The organism is Janthinobacterium sp. MP5059B, from assembly GCF_001758645.1.
Lineage (GTDB): Bacteria > Pseudomonadota > Gammaproteobacteria > Burkholderiales > Burkholderiaceae_D > Janthinobacterium > Janthinobacterium lividum.
Genome location: NZ_LRHX01000001.1, coordinates 68,788 through 85,676 on the forward strand (window position 1 = coordinate 68,788; position 16,889 = coordinate 85,676).

General features: G+C 63.2%; 17 protein-coding genes, 2 tRNA genes and 1 riboswitch. Of the genes, 10 read left to right on the forward strand and 9 right to left on the reverse strand.

Translation table 11 applies throughout. The features are described from left to right. Positions 1–18: 18 nt before the first annotated feature. From JAB1_RS00330 to JAB1_RS00345, 4 genes are all read left to right on the forward strand, one after another. A complete protein-coding gene (locus JAB1_RS00330; RefSeq protein WP_070278089.1) occupies positions 19–360 on the forward strand; it encodes a helix-turn-helix domain-containing protein in 342 nt (113 codons plus the stop codon). Between the two features lie 122 nt (positions 361–482). Continuing rightward, positions 483–1,613: an acyltransferase gene (locus JAB1_RS00335; RefSeq protein ID WP_070278012.1), complete on the forward strand. Its 1,131-nt coding sequence runs from the start codon at positions 483–485 to the stop codon at positions 1,611–1,613. A gap of 83 nt (positions 1,614–1,696) precedes the next feature. Next, complete coding sequence (locus JAB1_RS00340; RefSeq protein ID WP_070278014.1) at positions 1,697–1,969, forward strand: BrnT family toxin; 273 nt, start codon at positions 1,697–1,699, stop codon at positions 1,967–1,969. Then, positions 1,929–2,228, forward strand: coding sequence for a BrnA antitoxin family protein (locus tag JAB1_RS00345; RefSeq protein WP_070278022.1), 300 nt, complete (start codon positions 1,929–1,931; stop codon positions 2,226–2,228). Before JAB1_RS00340 ends, JAB1_RS00345 begins: the two co-directional genes overlap by 41 nt. Positions 2,229–2,273: 45 nt before the next feature. Here JAB1_RS00345 and JAB1_RS00350 read toward each other — a convergent pair. The 9 genes from JAB1_RS00350 to ybgC all read right to left on the reverse strand — a co-directional run bounded on the left by JAB1_RS00350 (position 2,274) and on the right by ybgC (position 7,977). Next, positions 2,274–2,349 (reverse strand) — tRNA-Lys (locus tag JAB1_RS00350). A gap of 89 nt (positions 2,350–2,438) precedes the next feature. Continuing rightward, a tRNA-Lys gene (locus tag JAB1_RS00355) sits at positions 2,439–2,514 on the reverse strand. A 67-nt stretch (positions 2,515–2,581) separates the two neighbouring features. Beyond that, on the reverse strand, positions 2,582–3,340 hold the full coding sequence (ybgF, locus tag JAB1_RS00360; protein ID WP_034786577.1) for a tol-pal system protein YbgF: 759 nt from the start codon (positions 3,338–3,340) through the stop codon (positions 2,582–2,584). Between the two features lie 135 nt (positions 3,341–3,475). Further along, positions 3,476–3,997, reverse strand: a complete 522-nt coding sequence (pal, locus tag JAB1_RS00365) for a peptidoglycan-associated lipoprotein Pal (RefSeq protein WP_034786578.1) — start codon at positions 3,995–3,997, stop codon at positions 3,476–3,478. Positions 3,998–4,040: 43 nt separating this feature from the next. After that, entirely contained in the window at positions 4,041–5,318 is a 1,278-nt protein-coding gene (gene tolB / locus JAB1_RS00370) for a Tol-Pal system beta propeller repeat protein TolB (RefSeq protein ID WP_080753660.1), read from the reverse strand. Next, positions 5,315–6,334 (reverse strand): cell envelope integrity protein TolA, encoded by a 1,020-nt coding sequence (tolA, locus tag JAB1_RS00375; protein WP_083299501.1) that lies wholly within the window; start codon positions 6,332–6,334, stop codon positions 5,315–5,317. The genes tolB and tolA overlap by 4 nt, the downstream gene beginning before the upstream one ends. Before the next feature lie 48 nt (positions 6,335–6,382). Next, on the reverse strand, positions 6,383–6,823 hold the full coding sequence (locus tag JAB1_RS00380) for an ExbD/TolR family protein (protein ID WP_223278896.1): 441 nt from the start codon (positions 6,821–6,823) through the stop codon (positions 6,383–6,385). A gap of 15 nt (positions 6,824–6,838) precedes the next feature. Then, positions 6,839–7,528, reverse strand: coding sequence for a protein TolQ (gene tolQ / locus JAB1_RS00385; protein WP_034759183.1), 690 nt, complete (start codon positions 7,526–7,528; stop codon positions 6,839–6,841). Positions 7,529–7,575: 47 nt separating this feature from the next. Next, on the reverse strand, positions 7,576–7,977 hold the full coding sequence (ybgC, locus tag JAB1_RS00390) for a tol-pal system-associated acyl-CoA thioesterase (RefSeq protein WP_046682324.1): 402 nt from the start codon (positions 7,975–7,977) through the stop codon (positions 7,576–7,578). A gap of 315 nt (positions 7,978–8,292) precedes the next feature. After that, a riboswitch (ZMP/ZTP riboswitch) is annotated at positions 8,293–8,417 on the forward strand. Positions 8,418–8,528: 111 nt separating this feature from the next. Between ybgC and glyA the strand changes: the two genes are divergently transcribed. The 6 genes from glyA to JAB1_RS00420 all read left to right on the forward strand — a co-directional run bounded on the left by glyA (position 8,529) and on the right by JAB1_RS00420 (position 16,888). Then, positions 8,529–9,776, forward strand: a complete 1,248-nt coding sequence (gene glyA / locus JAB1_RS00395) for a serine hydroxymethyltransferase (protein WP_034786580.1) — start codon at positions 8,529–8,531, stop codon at positions 9,774–9,776. 306 nt (positions 9,777–10,082) lie between these two features. Continuing rightward, positions 10,083–10,544 (forward strand): transcriptional regulator NrdR, encoded by a 462-nt coding sequence (gene nrdR, locus JAB1_RS00400; RefSeq protein ID WP_034759169.1) that lies wholly within the window; start codon positions 10,083–10,085, stop codon positions 10,542–10,544. A 229-nt stretch (positions 10,545–10,773) separates the two neighbouring features. Further along, positions 10,774–11,343, forward strand: a complete 570-nt coding sequence (gene pilV, locus JAB1_RS00405) for a type IV pilus modification protein PilV (protein WP_139144400.1) — start codon at positions 10,774–10,776, stop codon at positions 11,341–11,343. Further along, positions 11,340–12,317, forward strand: coding sequence for a PilW family protein (locus JAB1_RS00410; RefSeq protein WP_070278025.1), 978 nt, complete (start codon positions 11,340–11,342; stop codon positions 12,315–12,317). The genes pilV and JAB1_RS00410 overlap by 4 nt, the downstream gene beginning before the upstream one ends. A gap of 12 nt (positions 12,318–12,329) precedes the next feature. Further along, positions 12,330–12,986 carry a pilus assembly protein gene (locus tag JAB1_RS00415; RefSeq protein WP_070278027.1) on the forward strand — a complete coding sequence of 219 codons (657 nt, stop codon included), beginning with the start codon at positions 12,330–12,332 and terminating at the stop codon, positions 12,984–12,986. Further along, positions 12,983–16,888: a PilC/PilY family type IV pilus protein gene (locus tag JAB1_RS00420; RefSeq protein WP_083299502.1), complete on the forward strand. Its 3,906-nt coding sequence runs from the start codon at positions 12,983–12,985 to the stop codon at positions 16,886–16,888. Before JAB1_RS00415 ends, JAB1_RS00420 begins: the two co-directional genes overlap by 4 nt. Position 16,889: the final 1 nt, after the last annotated feature.

Genomic DNA, 16,889 nt, shown 5'->3' on the forward strand with positions numbered 1-16,889 from the left:
TGCTGTATGATTCTGCTCATGCGCCCACACAAACATCCTCCCGCCAGCGAATTCGTGCTCGAACGCGTGCTCTACGCCTTGAGCGACTCCATTCGCCTCGACATCGTGCGCCACCTGGCCAGAGTCGACGCGGCCGCTTGCGGCGACCTCGACGGCGGACGGCCGAAGTCGACCGTTTCCCACCATTTCAAGGTCTTGCGCGAAGCGGGCCTCGTCTATACGGAAAACGCGGGCACGACGCACATGAATACCTTGCGCCGCGCCGATATCGAAAGCCGCTTCCCCGGCTTGCTGGACACCATCCTGGCGCAACAGCCATTGGCGCCCGAGGCGCCGGACGCGGGCGGGCAGGGCGCGTAGCGGCCTGCCGTGCCCCGCCATCTTCCAGGCTCGGCTATGATATCGGCCTTTCGGTAAGTCCCCGGCCGCGCGCCTGTTGCGCGATGGACTGGCGACGCTACCTGGCACGGCAAGGGATGGGAATGACGGCAGCAGCAGTGGTATCACAGGCGGACCTGGCACATCGTCCGCAGTTTGGCTGGATCAATGGTTTGAAGGCAGGCGCGGCGCAGTTGATCGTGTTGCATCACCTGGCGTTTTACGGCCCCATGTCCGATTACGTGCAACCCCTGTGGCCCGCATTGCTGGACTGGCTGGGCGGCAGTGCGCGCATCGCCGTGCAAGTGTTTCTCGTCATCGGCGGCTTTCTCGTCGCCAAATCCCTTTCGCCTGCCGGCCGTCCCGGCATCGCCACCCCGCTACAGGCGATCTGGCGCCGCTATGCCAAGCTGGCGCCGCCTTTCCTGGCTGCCACCTTGCTCGCTGCCGTGATTACGCCGCTCGCCGGCATCTGGATGCAGCACGACTCCATGTCGGCCGCCGTCACCCTGGGCCAGCTGAGCGCTCATGCCTTGCTGCTGCATGGCGTGCTCGGTTATGAGTCGCTGTCGGCCGGCGCCTGGTACGTGGCCATCGATTTCCAGCTGTACCTGCTGACGGTATCGCTGCTGTGGCTGGGCGGCCGCCTGGCGGGCCAGCGGCGCGGGCACTGGCTGATGCCGCTGGCCGTCACCGTGGGCATCACCTTTTCCCTGCTGTATTTCAATCTCGACGCGGACTGGGACAATTGGGCGCCGTATTTCTTCGGCAGCTATGGCCTTGGCATGCTGGCCTGGTGGGCCAGCGATCCGGCCCGCAAACCTGGTGCCATGACCGTGCTCATGGCCATGGCCGCCGTGCCCGTCCTGCTGGCCCTGGCCATCGATTACCGCAGCCGCATCGCGCTGGCCCTGATCGTCGCCTGCGCCCTGTTCCTGTTCGGCCGCGCCCGCACGCCGTCCCAAGGCGGCGCCTGGAACATCATCAACACCCTGGGCCGGATCTCGTATGCCGTGTTTCTCGTCCACTTCCCCGTCAGCCTGCTGGTGAATGCCTTGTTCATCACGTATGTGCCGCTCGAGCCGGAATGGCAAGCGCTGGGCATGCTGACAGCCTGGGGCGCCAGCCTGGTGGCCGGCGCCGCGTTTTACCGCTGGGTGGAGGTGCCGCTGGGGCGGGTGATGGGCGGCGTGGTGGCGCATCTGGCGGGTAGGCCGGCGTTGGCGTCGCGTTAAGGGTGGCGATGTAGCAGTCCCGATGGCGCCCTTGCTCGCGAAACAGGGCTGGCTGTTTCTATTATTTGTTACTACAATAAATAATGAGAATCACTTTTGATGCTGTCAAGCGTGAAAAGACGCTCAGGGAGCGTGGTCTCGACTTTGCGCGTGCGCGTGTAGTGTTTGACGGGCTCACCATTACGCTGCCGGACCAGCGCCAGGACTACGGCGAACCCCGCTTCATCACTGCAGGCTGGCTCGACGAGCGCCTGGTTGTACTGGTCTGGACGCCGCGTGGCCGGGCGCGCAGAATCATCAGCATGAGGAAGGCAAATGAACGCGAAATCGACAAATACAAGCAAAGCCTGGGTTGATCCCGACGATGCGCCTGAATTGACGGACGGTTTTTTCGAGCAGGGTGTCTGGCAAGTGGGCAACAAGCCCGTTTCCCGTCCCGACGCGCGGCAGGAGGCGGCACGCCGCCGCGGCAGACCCGCTGGCACCGGAGGCAAGGTCAGCACGACCATACGTTTCGATGCAGACATCCTCGAAGCCTTCAAGGCCACCGGTGATGGGTGGCAAACGCGCATGAATGAGGCGCTGAAGGAGTGGCTGCGATCCAGGCAAGCCTAGAAAACAAAAAAGCCAACCGCGAACGGTTGGCTTTTCTGTAGAATTTGGTAGGCCGTGCGGGATTCGAACCTGCGACCAACGGATTAAAAGTCCGCTGCTCTACCAGCTGAGCTAACGACCCAAAAACTTTTTACAACAACTTCGGTAACACTGTGCCGTAAAAAAATGCTTGCTATAACAACTCGCAAGCAGATCAGTACTGCGTATTCGTGGTAGGCCGTGCGGGATTCGAACCTGCGACCAACGGATTAAAAGTCCGCTGCTCTACCAGCTGAGCTAACGACCCGAAGAAGAAAGATTATAGGGGGTGCCCGGGATTCTGTCAAACCTAACGGGCAACTTTTTCCCCGCTTTTACTTTTTGCCGCCCCGTTCCTTGGCCGCCTGGGCCGCGCTGGAGTCCGGGTAGCGCGAGATCAGCGCGTTCAGCGTCTTGGTCGCGTTCGGCTTGTCTTTCAGCTCCGTGTAGCAGCTGGCGATGTTGAGCATGGCATCGGCTGCCTTCGGGCTGTCCGGGTAGTTCTTCAGCACTGCCTGCTGGGCCGTGATGGCGCTCTTGCAGTCGCGCTGGGCGTAATAGGCGTTGCCCAGCCAGTATTGCGCGTTGGCCGCGTAGGCCGATTCCGGATAGCGTTTCACGAAGCCGTCCAGCGCCGTGACGGCGCCCTTGTAGTCGCCCGACTTGAACAGGCCGAACGCGGATTCGTACGCGCTTTGCTCGGAGACGCCCACGGCCGCTTCCTGGCCGTCGATGGTGACCTGGCGTGGCTCGAGCTTGCGCAGGCGCGCGTCGATGTCGGTGTAGAAATCCTTCTGGCGCTTTTGCACATTCGCCAGGTCGTTGCCCAGCACTTCGATCTGGCCGCGCAGGCGAGCGATCTCTTGCATGGTCTGGTCGTGCTGGTTGATCAGGCTCAAGGTGCTGGTCTTGTCCGCCTTGGTGTCGATGCGGCTGTTCAGGTCGCGCGCCATGGCGTCGACCTTGGCGCGCAGCTCGAGGATGGCCTTGCGTGCTTCGTCGTCGTCGAACAGGGCGGCGTTGGCGTGCAGGGGCAGGTAGGCAAACGCCGCCATCAAGGCGGCGGCGACGCCGGCTTTCGAGAATGTCATCATGGGTCGGGCTTTCAAAGGTTACGCAAAACATGCAAACGGGGCGCCGGGCGGTGAATCACCGCGCTGCGCCCCATTATTATGCCTATGACTGGCCAGTTAGGTAAGCGTCAATGCTGCGGCGCTCACCCCTGAACATCAATAAACGATGTCAGCGCGGCGGTTTTCTGCCCATGCTGCTTCGTTGCTGCCTTGAGCTTTAGGCTTTTCTTTGCCCAGCGACACGGCTTCCATTTGGCCTTCTGGCACGCCCAGGGCGGCCATCGACTTGCGCACGGCTTCAGCACGTTTCTGACCCAGGGCCAGATTGTACTCAGCGCCACCGCGTTCATCGGTGTTACCTTGGATCAGGATCTTGCGGCTAGGCGTTTTCACCAGGTAGCCAGCGTGGTTTTGCACGACTGGGGTGTCCGCTTCGCGCACGACGTATTTGTCGAAGTCGAAGTAGATGCTGCGGTTAGCCAGCACGCCTTTTGGATCGTCCAGTGGATCGACCGATGCGGTCGTCACTGGCTGAACTTGACGGGTGTCAACTGGAGCAACGACTTTTTCAGGAGCGCGCTCAACCACTGGGGTTTCTGCGACTTTGACTGGGGTGCTGCAGGCGGACAGCAGGGCTGCGGTAGCGGCGATGAAAGCCAAACTTTTAAAGTTACTCATTTTTATTCTCCGGGTCATGGTTAAAGGTGAAACTGTACAGCATTTACTTCATAAAAGGACCCCAGGTGGGCTCCTTGATATTGCCAGCTTGCGTAGTCAAACGCTGTTTGACGCGGCCATCCACCGATACCACTGCCAGCGACTTGCGTCGTCCGGATTCGGTCGCGTACATGATATATTTCCCGTTGGGCGAAAAGCTCGGTGATTCGTCGTTGGCGGTGTCCGACAGGCGCAGTTCCTGGCCACTAGCCAGGTCGAGCGCGTAGAGCTGGAAATTGCCGTCGCGACGGGAAATATAAGCGAGTGTCTTCCCGTCGGACGAAATCCGCGGGCTGATGTTGTAGGAGCCGCCAAACGTCACGCGCTTGGCTTCGCCGCCGCTGACCGACATGCGGTAGATTTGTGGTCCGCCGCTGCGATCGCTGGTGAAGTAAATGCTTTGGCCATCGGCCGAGAATTGAGGTTCCGTATCGATGCCGCTGCTGCTGCTGACGCGGCGCAAGCCGCTGCCGTCGGCATTGACGGTGTAGACCTGGGTATGGCCATCGCGCGACAGAGCCACGGCCAGGCGCGAGCCGTCCGGGCTCCAGCTCGGCGCCGAATTGCTGCCTTTTTCATTCGACACGATGGTGCGCTGGCGCGTCACCAGATTTTGCACGTAGACAATCGGCTTTTTCTTTTCAAACGACACATACGCAACCTTGGTGCCATCCGGCGACCACGACGGCGAAATGATCGGTTCGTTCGAGCGCAGGGCGACCTGGATGCCTTCGCCATCGGCGTCGGCCACTTCCAGGCGGTATTCGCGGCCCGATTGCGTGACGTAGGCGATGCGCGTGGCGAACGCGCCCTTGACGCCTGTCAGTTTTTCATAGATGTCGTCGGCGATCTTGTGCGCCAGCAAGCGGTTGAACTGCGGCGCGGCCGCATTGTTCATGCTGGAGATCTGGGCGCCCTTGATGGTGTCGAACAGCTTGTAGCGCACGTCCAGGCGGCCATCGGCCATGCTTTGCACGGTGCCGGCCGCCAGCGCGTCGGCGCCGCGCGACTTCCACTGCTCGTAGCTGACGGGCGCCGTTTCCGATACGGGCGCATCGGCGTCGATCAGCTTGAACACGCCGCTGCGCGCCAGGTCGGCCTTGATAATGCCCGACAGCGATTGCGGCGCCGCCGATTCATTGACGAAGCTGGCGACGGCCACCGGGATCTGGTTGCTGCCGATCCCCGTAATCTCCACGCGCAGCTGCGCCTGGGCGCTTGACGCTCCCAGCACCAGGCTGGCGCAGAGCACGACATAGCTCATTTTTTTCATGGTCATCATTTAGGCAAATCCTTCATCTCGAATATGAGTTCAATCTCGCGTTCCACGGTGCCGTCTTTTTTCTTCGGCAGTGGCGACGATTTGTTAATGGCGTTTTCCACCGAGCTGTCATACGCCGGCAGGCCGCTACTTTTAATCTTTCGGACCGAAATAATTTCCCCAGTTGGCAGTTGCTCGATCTTGAACACGGCGCGCGGGTTGCCCGGCACGTCCGTGCTACCGCTGTACGCGATATTGCTCTTGATCTTGCTCGTCAGGGCAGCGACATAGCCGCTGTCCTTGCGTGGCGCGGTCGCTTTCGCGGCCGTGCCCGTCGTGCCGGCGCCCGCCGCACCCGTGATGCGGCTCATTTCCGCGGCGCGCGCCTTGTCGGCGGCTTTTTTCTCTTCCGCCGCTTTTTTCGCCTTGGCGGCCTTTTCCGCCGCTGCCTTTTTCTCGGACAGTTCTTTCTCGGCTTTTTCTTCCGCCGCTTTTTCTTTCTCTTTGGCTTCCTTGGCTTTCTCCAGCTTGTCGGCCTTTTCTTTTTCCAGCTTTTCAGCCTTGTCTTTTTCTTTCTGCTTCTGTTTTTCCAGTTCGCGCTTTTCTTCCTCGCGTTCCTTCAATTCCTGCTTGCGGCGTTCTTCCGCTGCCGCTTTGTCTTTTTCTTCCTTCAGCTTGGCCTTCTTGCGCTCGAGGGCGATCTCCGCCTCGCGCAGGTCGACCTTCGGCTCGGGCGCTGCCACGGGCGGCGGTGGCGGCGGAGCCGGCTGTTCCACTTGCGGTTCCGGCGGCGGCGCCGGTGTCGGCTCCGGTTCCGTCGCCACTTCAGGCGGCGGCGCGGCCGTCTGCACTTTCATATCCCACACTTCCGCTTCGACGGCGACAGGTTCCGTATTTTGCCAGTGTACGCCCACCCACAGGAAAAACAGCAGCCCAAGGTGCATCGCCAGCGCCAGGCCCAGCGAGGGCCAGCGGCTGCGTTCGCGCGGCACGCTGTAGGGCTTGCCGAGTACATGGTCGATTTGTTTGTTCTGCAAAGTCTAGTCTATCTAAAAACGGTCAAGTCTGGAAACAGGGTGCTGCGCTTACTTGGTGGCCAGGCCGACGCGGGTAATGCCCATCTTTTTCGCTTCCGAAATGAGCTGGATCACATCGTCGTACTTGCTTTCCTTGTCGCCCGCGATCATCACGGGATAGTCGGGATTACTTTCATGCAAACCGCGCAGCTTGCGCAGCAGGGCGTCGCGGTTCGGTTCCGTTTCCGGCGAAAGCTGTTCCTTGCCGATGACGCCGATCGACAGCGAACCATTCGGTTTCAGCACGATCTGAATATAGTCATCGGGCGGTTTGGCCGACTTTTCCGCGTTGGGCAAGTTCACCACGCTGGGATTGTTCGACGACGGCATCACCATGAAAATGATCAGCAGTACCAGCATCACGTCGATATACGGCACGACGTTGATCTCGGATTTGAACTTGCGGCCACGGCCACCGCGCATGCCGCCGCTATTGAATGAGGAACCCATGGACGCTGCTCCCTCTTAGCGCGACTGGCGCTGCAGGATGTTGGAGAATTCCTCGACGAAGCTTTCGAAGCGGATCGCCAGACGGTCGATGTCATGCGAAAAACGGTTGTAGGCGACGACGGCGGGAATGGCCGCGAACAGGCCGATGGCGGTGGCGATCAGCGCTTCGGCGATGCCGGGCGCGACGGCGGCCAGGGTGGCTTGCTGTACGTTGGCCAGGCCGCGGAAGGCGTTCATGATCCCCCAGACGGTGCCGAGCAGACCGATGTACGGCGAGACGGAGCCGACGGAAGCGAGGAAGGCCAGGTGCGATTCGAGCACGTCCATTTCACGCTGGAAGGCGGCGCGCATGGCGCGGCGTGCGCCGTCGAGCACGGCGCCCACGTCCAGCGCTTCGCGCGAACCGTAAGAAGCCTTGCCCTTGATGAATTCGCCCATGCCGGCATCAAAGATGCGGGCCAGCGCGCCGCTCTGGTCGCGGTTGCCGCTGGCGTTCTGGTGCAGCGCATGCAGGTTGCCGCCGGCCCAGAAGCTGCGTTCGAATTCGATGGTTTGCTTGCGCGCCTGGCGCACGGCAAACATCTTGCGGAAAATGTAGGTCCAGCTGGTCAGGGAAATCAGCAGCAGCAGGGCCATGATCAGTTGCACGATCAAATGGGCATTGGAGATGAGCGCGAGGAAAGAAAGATCTTGTGTAACGTTCATTGGCTGGCAGTCTGTTGGGTGAATTGTCCGGGAGTGGCGGGTAGGGCTCAGGCGGCGCGCATGCGGGCCGCGACTGCATCAGGCACGGCGCGCGGGCGCAGTGCCGAATCGACGCAGCCGATCTTGACGCGGGCCGTATTGAGCAGGCGGTCGCCGCACCAGGCTTGTTGCAGGAAAACGATGGAGGCGCGCCCCATTTTTTCTATGCTTAAGGTTAATCTTACCGTGTCATCGAGCCTGGCTGGCGCATGATAGTCGGCGTTGACGCTTTTGACAACGAACATTGCATCGTGCTGCTCCAGCAATTCCTGCTGGCCCACGTCGATGGCGCGCAGCCATTCGGTACGCGCGCGTTCGAAGAATTTCAGGTAATTTGCGTAATAGACGATGCCGCCGGCGTCGGTGTCTTCATAGTAGACACGTACGTTCCAGGTAAAGACTGAAGGCATGTTTATTGCGCCAGTAGTGAGATTGAGCAACATTTTACGCGATTTTTCTTCTTGTGACTGTGGGCGCTTGCTGGAAAGCCATGCAAAAGCTGCATATAAGTTGCACCGCAGCATTGTAAATCCGGCGTGTGCAATGGCAAGCTTCGTAACATACGCTTACATGCCATGGCCAGGTTTAAGTCCAGCTTAAAAGCCGCAGTCATGCCCCGGGGCAGCTTGTGGCCGCACCCTGGCTGGGGTGGCGCGCGGCGATTATAGCCGCACGGTTGCATTCCTTGCTCAATTTGGGCACTTAACTTACAATTTGGCTTCCATTACGTCTCACGTGACTGGCGAAAAGTCGGGCGATCTCCATGAATGGCGATCGGCAAACCGGCGAAAGGTGGGCATCCACCGGGAAACGTGAGATTTTTCATCAGCCGTTCGCCTGGGTAGCCACTATGGAAAAGCACGAAGAGGCTGCCTGTCCAATGTTGTTATTCACTTAACTCCGGCTCCCCTCATTCGATCCAACCTGCCAGTACAAGCACCCTCATACTTGGAGTTTTTACATGTTTGCAAAAGATCACAACCTCGCCAACGTCGATCCTGAATTGTTCGCCGTCATTCAAAAAGAGAATACGCGCCAGCACGACCACATCGAACTGATCGCGTCGGAGAACTACACGTCGCCAGCCGTAATGGAAGCGCAAGGCTCGCAGCTGACGAATAAATATGCCGAAGGCTACCCAGGCAAGCGCTACTACGGTGGCTGCGAATACGTCGACGTGGCCGAGCAACTGGCCATCGACCGCGTGAAACAGCTGTTCGGCGCCGAATGCGCGAACGTGCAGCCGAATTCCGGCTCGCAGGCGAACCAGGGCGTGTTCTTCGCCATGCTGAAACCAGGCGACCTGATCATGGGTATGTCGCTGGCCGAAGGCGGCCACCTGACCCACGGCATGCCGCTGAACATGTCCGGCAAATGGTTTGACGTCGTCTCCTACGGCTTGACGGCGGAAGAAGACATCGACTACGAGGCAATGGAGCGCCTGGCCCGCGAACGCAAACCGAAACTGATCATCGCTGGCGCATCGGCGTTCTCGAAAAAGATCGACTTCGAACGCTTCAGCAAGATCGCCAAGGAAGTTGGCGCGTATTTCATGGTCGACATGGCCCACTACGCCGGCCTGATCGCCGCCGGCCTGTACCCGAACCCGGTGCCGTTCGCCGACTTCGTCACCTCGACCACGCATAAATCCCTGCGCGGCCCGCGCGGCGGCATCATCCTGATGAAGGCCGAACACGAAAAAGCCATCAACTCGGCCATCTTCCCTGGCATCCAGGGCGGCCCGCTGATGCACGTGATCGCCGGCAAGGCCGTCGCCTTCAAGGAAGCGCTGAGCCCTGAATTCGTCGAATACCAGAAGCAAGTGATCAAGAACGCCGACGTGCTGGCGAAAACCCTGATCAAGCGCGGCCTGCGCATCGTGTCCGGCGGCACCGAATCGCACGTCATGCTGGTCGACCTGCGCGCCAAGAACCTGACGGGCAAGGAAGCCGAAGCCATCCTCGGTTCCGCGCACATCACCTGCAACAAGAACGGCATCCCGAACGACCCGCAAAAGCCATTCGTCACCTCGGGCATCCGCCTGGGCAGCCCGGCGATGACGACGCGCGGTTTCAAGGAAGCGCAAGCGGAAGAAGTGGGCAACCTGATCGCCGACGTGCTGGACAATCCGCATGACGCCGCCACCATCGAGCGCGTGAAAGCGGCCGTGAAAGTGCTGGCCGACGCGCACCCGGTATACGCAGCTTAAGAGCCTGTTCCGGTGAAGGAATACATCTACAGCAGACAGCCCCTCGGAAGCGGGTACTGCGTTGCTCGTTGTAGCATGGCTAGCCATGCGTCCTCCTCGCGCCTTGTCCGCGCGACCGATGAGCAATCTGCTGCAGACGCTCCTTACCGGAATAGTCGCTAATTATTTGTCCAGAATGTGTCATACGGAGTAAGATTCTGTATGACACATTCCAGTCGTGCCCAAGGGCGCCCGGAGTGATTCGGGCGCCCTTTGTACAAGGGCGGCGATTTCCCGTAATTATTACTATAAAGTTGTAGCCAGCCCATGAAATGTCCATTTTGCCAGCACGGCGACACCCAGGTTCTCGATACGCGCGTATCGGAGGAAGGGGATGCCATTCGGCGCCGCCGCCGCTGCGGCAAATGCGACAAGCGTTTTACCACGTACGAGCGCATTGAACTTATCATGCCGGCCGTCGTCAAAAAGAATGGCAGCCGGACGGAGTTCGCTGCGGATAAGTTGCGCGGCAGTTTGATGCTGGCCTTGCGCAAGCGTCCCGTCGCGGCCGCCTCCGTGGATACGGCCATCGCGTCCATCCAGGAAAAACTGTTGACCAGCGGCTTGCGCGAAGTCGATTCCGGCTATATCGGCGAACTCGTCATGCAAGAATTGAAGCGCCTGGACAAGATCGCCTACATCCGCTTCGCCTCCGTCTACAAGAACTTCGAAGACCTGGCCGAGTTCCAGGATGCGATTGCCGAAGTGGGACAGGCACGCAAGCCCTGACGTTCACTTCGCCGACAATGGGGCCGCTCATGTGCTCCGTTTTCACCACGCCAGCGTTCGCCTGGCAAGCGGCCTGAACAATTCAACGCTGTTCTTCTCACCTTATCGCCGTCCTGTTTGCGCTAGCGCAGATCCGTTTTTTTGCGCGCGCCTATCTTGTAGCTGGGCCGCCTGTTCTTGCGACTCTTTCTGCGGAAGGGAGTAGCGCATGCGCAATGGTGGTCGCACTATGTTTCTTGCGGGTGGCAGCAGCCTCGTCGAGGTGCTCGTGTCGCTGCTGCTGTTGGCACTGGGCCTGCTCGGTGCCAGCATCCTGCAACTGAACGCCCTGCGCGCGCGCCACGAGTCGGCGTTGTTGTCGGCGGGCGTGCAACTGGCCGCCGGCATGGCCGAGCGCATGCGCGCAAACAGCGTGCTCATGAATGGACCCGATGCGGGCAATCCCTACCTGAACGTGACGTACGCGGCGGCGGACGGCGCCGACGCTGGCGGCGGTGCGCCGGACTGCTTCGGTGCCGCCGCCTGCGGTGCGGCTGAACTGGCGCAATTCGATATCGCCGAATGGAAGCAACGGCTGCATGCGGCCTTGCCCGGCGCGCGTCTGCACATTTGCCGGGACCTCGCCGCGTGGGACGCCGCTGCCGAGGGTTTGCACTGGGCTTGCAGCGGCGGCAAGGGGGCGCCCATCGTCATCAAGCTGGGCTGGCGCGCCCGTCTGCCCGATGGCTCGTCCGCGGAGAATGCGGCAGGCGAGTCGCTGCCCAGGCTGGCATTCCAGCTGGGCGGAGGCGGGGCATGAACCGCGTGCCTGCCGCGTGGCGCCGGCATCGTGGCATGAGCCTGGTGGAATTGCTGGTGGCCCTGTCGCTCGGTGCGCTGTTGATGTTGGCGGCCAGTAGCGTGTTGCTGGCGGCCAGCGGCAGCTATGGCGACCAGTCCTCCAGCGCGCGGCTGGATGACAGCGGCCGCTATGCGCTCGATACCATCGCCCGCGCCGTGCGCCAGACGGCGTACGTGAACTGGGATAGCAGCGCCGCGCCCGTCGCCCATGCCGATGACGACAGCGCCAATGTGGCCGGACTCGACGCGCGCAGCCTGGGCAAGAACAGCGAAGGCATCAGCGGCGCGCTGCCCGGCGCCCTGCATGGCAGCGATGTGCTGGCCTTGCGCTATTACGGCGCTGGCAAGGAAGAGGGCGGCGACGGTTCCGTGCTCAATTGCGCGGGTTTTGGCGTGGGCGCCGCGCAAACGGAGGCGCAGCGGGGCTGGAGCATTTTCTATGTAGCGCAGGGTGCCGATGGCGAGGGGGAATTGCGCTGCAAATACCGTGGCGCGAACGGCTGGGGCGCGGACGCCATCATCCGCGGCGTCGACGGCTTCCAGGTGCTGTATGGCCTCGACACGGATACGCCGGCCGACGGCGTGGCGAACCGCTATGTCAACGCCAGCGCGCTCGACGCCTACGATGCGGCGCTGGTGCTGGTTGGCGCGGACGCGGCCGCGCGTCAGCGCGATTTTCACCGGCGCACGCACTGGAAGCGCGTGGCCAGCGTGCGCGTGGCGCTGCTATTGCATGGCGAGGCGGGCCAGGCGGACAATATGGCGGAACTGGGACCGGCGCAGTTCGATCTGTTCGGCAAGGCGTATGCCGAGGCGCACGGCGCCGGGGACACGGGCGTGCGCATCGCGCGCGAGTACTTGCCCGCCGCAACGCGCTCCCGGCTGCGGCAACTGGTTCAGACGAGCATCATGCTGCGCAACGGGCCGGCCTAGGCGGGCGGCGCGATGGCTGGCGCGGGCGTCCGCTGTTGCGTACCTTGTCGCGCACTTCGTGGGCGCTGCGGCGGCGCCACCCTCGTGTATGTGCTGTGCCTGCTGGTGATCATCTTGTTGCTGGGCATATCGGCGGCGCAGATGGCCTTGCAGGGCGAAAAGGCGGCACGGGGCGAGCGCGACAGGCAGATCGCGTTTCAGGCGGCGGAGGAGGTATTGGTGGATGCGCAGAACGATATCGAAGGCTTGCCCGGCGCACCGGGGCGCAGCAGCCTCTTCGCACCAGGCAGTGCGGCAGGGTTTGCGGACGGCTGCGGCGAAGGGGGAACACTGGGCCTGTGCCTGCCGGCAGCCCCGGGTGCGCAGGCACTCTGGCTGAGCACGGACCTGGGTGGTGACGAAGGGGGCAGCCGCACCGTGCCGTACGGCCAGTTTACGGGCGCCGCCATGCAGACGGGGCAGGGTTTCCTGCCGTCGCGCCGGCCCCGCTACCTCATCGAATTGCTGCCGTTTCATCCGCCCGGCGCGCAGGCCACGGCAGTGGCAGGCGGCCTGGCCACGGAAAGCTATGTGTACCGTATCACGGCCATCGGTTTTGGCGCGCAGGAAAGCACGCAAGTCGTGCTGCAAAGCTATTACCGCAAGCAGGCGGCTGGAGCGGGGCCATGAGGGCTTTGCCGTCCGCTTTCTCGTCCGCGCTGCGCTGCTCCGGCTGGGCCTGGCTGCTGGGGGCTGGCCTGATTTGCAGTAGTGTCCTTGCCGCCGCTCCCCCGGTGGCGCTGGCGCGGGCCGACGCGGGCTTGCACGGCGCCAGGGTGCCGCCGAATCTGCTGCTCAACCTGTCCCTTACGCACGCGGCCGCCGCTGCCGCATATGGCGGCGACTATGCGCCGCAGCGCGAGTACCTCGGTTACTTCCATGCCCGCATGTGCTACAGCTATCCGTATCGCAGCAAGGACGGCGTCATGCTGCCGGACTTGCGCGTAGCGACCGCTTACTTCTCCGTGCTGAAACCGGCCGATGCGCTGCACGGCTGCGGCGGAGACAGTTTCAGCGGCAACTTTCTCAACTGGGCCAGTGCCAGCATGCTCGACATCGTGCGCTATGCCCTGACGGGCGGCGACCGCGTCATCGACGAGGTGCGCAAGACGGTGCTGCAGCGCGCCTATTTGCCCGATGCCGACAGCCCCATCGACTTTTTTGCCCACCCCGTTTTTTTCCCGCGCAAGGTCTTGCAGACTGGCGTGGCGGCGGCGACACCATTTGCGTTGTCGCAACTGGCCATCGTTTCTTGCCGTAATCGCCTGTTGTTCGGCGACGCCAGTTTGCCTCCGGGCGACAATTGCGACGCGCCTGGGGCCGCCGCCACGCACGGCGTGTTCCTCGCGCGCGTGCGCGTGTGCGACGCTGATGAGGGGCCGCTGCGCGACGACTTGTGCCTGGCGTATGGCAAGAACTACAAGCCGGTGGGCACCGTGCAGCGCCATGGCGGCAGGGTGCGCGTGGGCGTGTTTGGCCATTTGAATGGCCTGCCTGCAAGCGCTGGCGCCGTGTATGGCGGCGTGCTGCGCGCGCCGCTGGCCCACGTGGGACAGCAGCGCTGGATGGCGCCCGACTTTATGCCGCAAGACAATACCGGCGCCGAGTGGCATCCCGCCACTGGCGTGTATGCGGTTCAAACTGGGGCCCAAGGCGCGAGCCCTGGCGGCGGGGTGACCGCTTACATCAATGGCCTGGGCCGCGGCAACGCCGGGCATCCCGGCGTGTACGCCAGCGCGGCGCCGCTGGCTGAATTGCTGTACGAATCGCTGCGCTATCTGCAGGGGCGGCAAGCGAGCGCCGTCGTGCCACCCGCTACGGTACCGCCTGCCATCGACGACGGCTGGCCGGTCGTGACGCAATGGAGCGACCCGCAAACGGCCAGTTGCCAGCGTCACATCGTTGTCAGTTTCGGCGATGCGGGCATGGCGGGCGACCGCTACGTGCCCGGCAACGTTCCGGCGACTCCCGCATCAAACGGCGACCGCGCCCGCGCGCCGGACAGTTTTGCGCCGCCCCCGTTCGATGCCATGGCCTGGACGCATGCGGTGGGCAGCCTGGAAAGCGGTGGGGCGCAAGGCAATCCCGCGCCACGGCCCGAACTGGCGGCACTGGAATTGCTGGCCGAGGGGGCGGGCGGCGCCAGCTACCATGCGGCAGGACTGGCCTACTGGTCGCATGTGCAGGCCCTGCGTCCCGGCGGCAAGAGCGACGGCATGGCGAAGGTCGAGCACTATGCGGGCGACTTGCGCCAGGGCGACCCGGCCGGCGAATCGGCCGCCACTCCCACCGCTACGCCCTTGTTATTGGCGGCCAAGTATGGCGGCTTTCTCGATGCTAATGGCGATGCCAACCCCTTCAAAAGTGCGGCTGGCAGCGCGCTGAGCGAGTGGAGCCTGGATGGCCGCTGGCCCGCCCATTACCTGCCCGGCAGCGACCCGGCCGCCCTGATCGGGGGACTGCGCGCAGCCTTTGCGGCCGCCGACAAGGGCAGCTTGCCGGCGACGCTCGCCGGGCCGGCCCTGATGGCGCTGGCCAGCGGCACGGAAGAGGCATACTGGTTCCAGACGCAGATGCGCCTGGCCGATGGCAGCATGACCTTGTCGCGCACCGCATTTGCCCTAGGGGGCGATGGCGCACTGCTTCCCGGCAAGCCATGGTGGCGCACGGGCGGGCAGGAGCAGGTCGCGCCAGATGGAACGCCGGCGGCCTTGCGTCCCGTCTACACGCTCGACGCCAAGGACACCCTGATGCCGCTGGCCTGGAAGCGGCTCGATACGGAGCAGCGCGGCGCATTCGACGGCGGCGATGGACGAGGCGAAGAGCGCCTGGCGTATCTGCTGGGCCAGCGCACGCACGAGGTGGGCCAGCCGGGCGGCTTCCTGCGCCGCCGCACAGGCAGCCTGGGCGCGGCGCCGCATGGCAATTTGCTGTACGTGGGCGCGCCGGGGCTGGGCATGCCGGGGGCAGGCTATGGCTTGCACCGCAAGGCGCTGCTGCAGCGGCGCAAAATGCTGTACCTGGGCGCCAACGACGGCTTGCTGCATGCTTACGATGCGCGCACGGGCAGCGAATTGTTTGCCTATCTGCCGCAAGCGCTGCTGCACCTTGCGCCAGCCGCTGCGAGTACTCACTACAGCCCCGGCCCGCTGCTCGATGGTGCGGCGGCCACGGCGGAAGTGCTGGCGCTGGGGCATTGGAAGACGGTACTGGTATCGGGCATGGGCGGCGGGGCGCAAGGCGTGTTTGCGCTCGACATCACGGATCCGGCCCGCTTCGCGCAAGACGGAGCGCTGTGGGAGTTTACGGACCGTGACGACAGGCTCATGGGCAACGTGCGCGCGCCGCCCAGCTTTGCCCGCATCAACATGGGCGGCAAGGAGGGCGCGCCAGCCTACCGCGATTTTGCCATCGTCGCCAGCGGCTACAACAACCATGTGGATGATGGCAAGGACACGACGGCGCCCGCATCGGCCGCCGCCATTTTCCTGCTGGCGCTGGACAAGGCGCCCGGCACGCCCTGGGTGTTGGGAAGTAATTACTTCCGCCTCAAGGTGCCTGTGGCCAGCGGTGGTGGTGGCGATGGCGGCCATGACACTGATGCGGGCGCGAACGCGGGCGCTGACGCCATGCCCCACGCGCTGGGTCCGCCCGTCGTGGTGCCGGGCGGCGACGGCGCGCTGGCTTATCTATATGCGGGCGATTTGCAGGGCAATATCTGGCGGCTCGACATGGCTGGCGGGCCGCCGTGGAAAGAGGGGGCGGGACGCAAGCTCGTCTTTGTCGCGCGCGATGCGCAGGGCAGGCGCCAGCCCGTGACGCAGCAGCTGAACGTGGCCTACGCACCCGGTGGCGGCTATCTGCTGCTGTTCGGCACGGGCAAACTGGTCGAAGCGGCCGATACCTCACCTTCCGCCTTTTTGTCGCAATCGTTTTACGCGGTGCACGACGATTTGCGGGAGTCGTCTCCCACGCGCAGCCGGGCTGATTTGGAACAGCGCAGCCTGGGCGAGGCGGTGGGCGGCGTGCGCGTCGATGGCGCCGAGCTGCGCTATACAGGCAGCGACGCCATGCGCGGCTGGTACCTCGATTTCCTCAATACCGCGCAAACGGGTGAACGCAGCATCAACAGTCCCGTACTGGCCGCCGGCAAGGTGCTGTTCAACACCGTCCTGCCCGGGCGCGATCCTTGCGCCAAGCCGGCCACGCGCCTGTACGTGCTTGATGTGCTGAGCGGCTTTGCCGCCGATGGCGCCGGGGTCGTGCAGGCGGGTGCGCAGACGGGGCGCTTGTTCGACGGCCTGGCGCGTGCGCCGCCGCTGGCGCTGGAATTGAACAGTACGGTGGGTGCCGCGACGGCGGCGGGGCGGGCCGAGGGGCGCAAGGAACTGGCGGTGCTGCAGCCTGGCTTGCCTGGGGCAGCCAGCGGAACGGGACTCAAGGTCGTCAGCGCACCGCTGCCGGCCCGGCGCCTCAGTTGGCGCGAAGTGGCGAACTGGCGCGAATTGCACGAGGCGGCCAAGAAAAAATAGG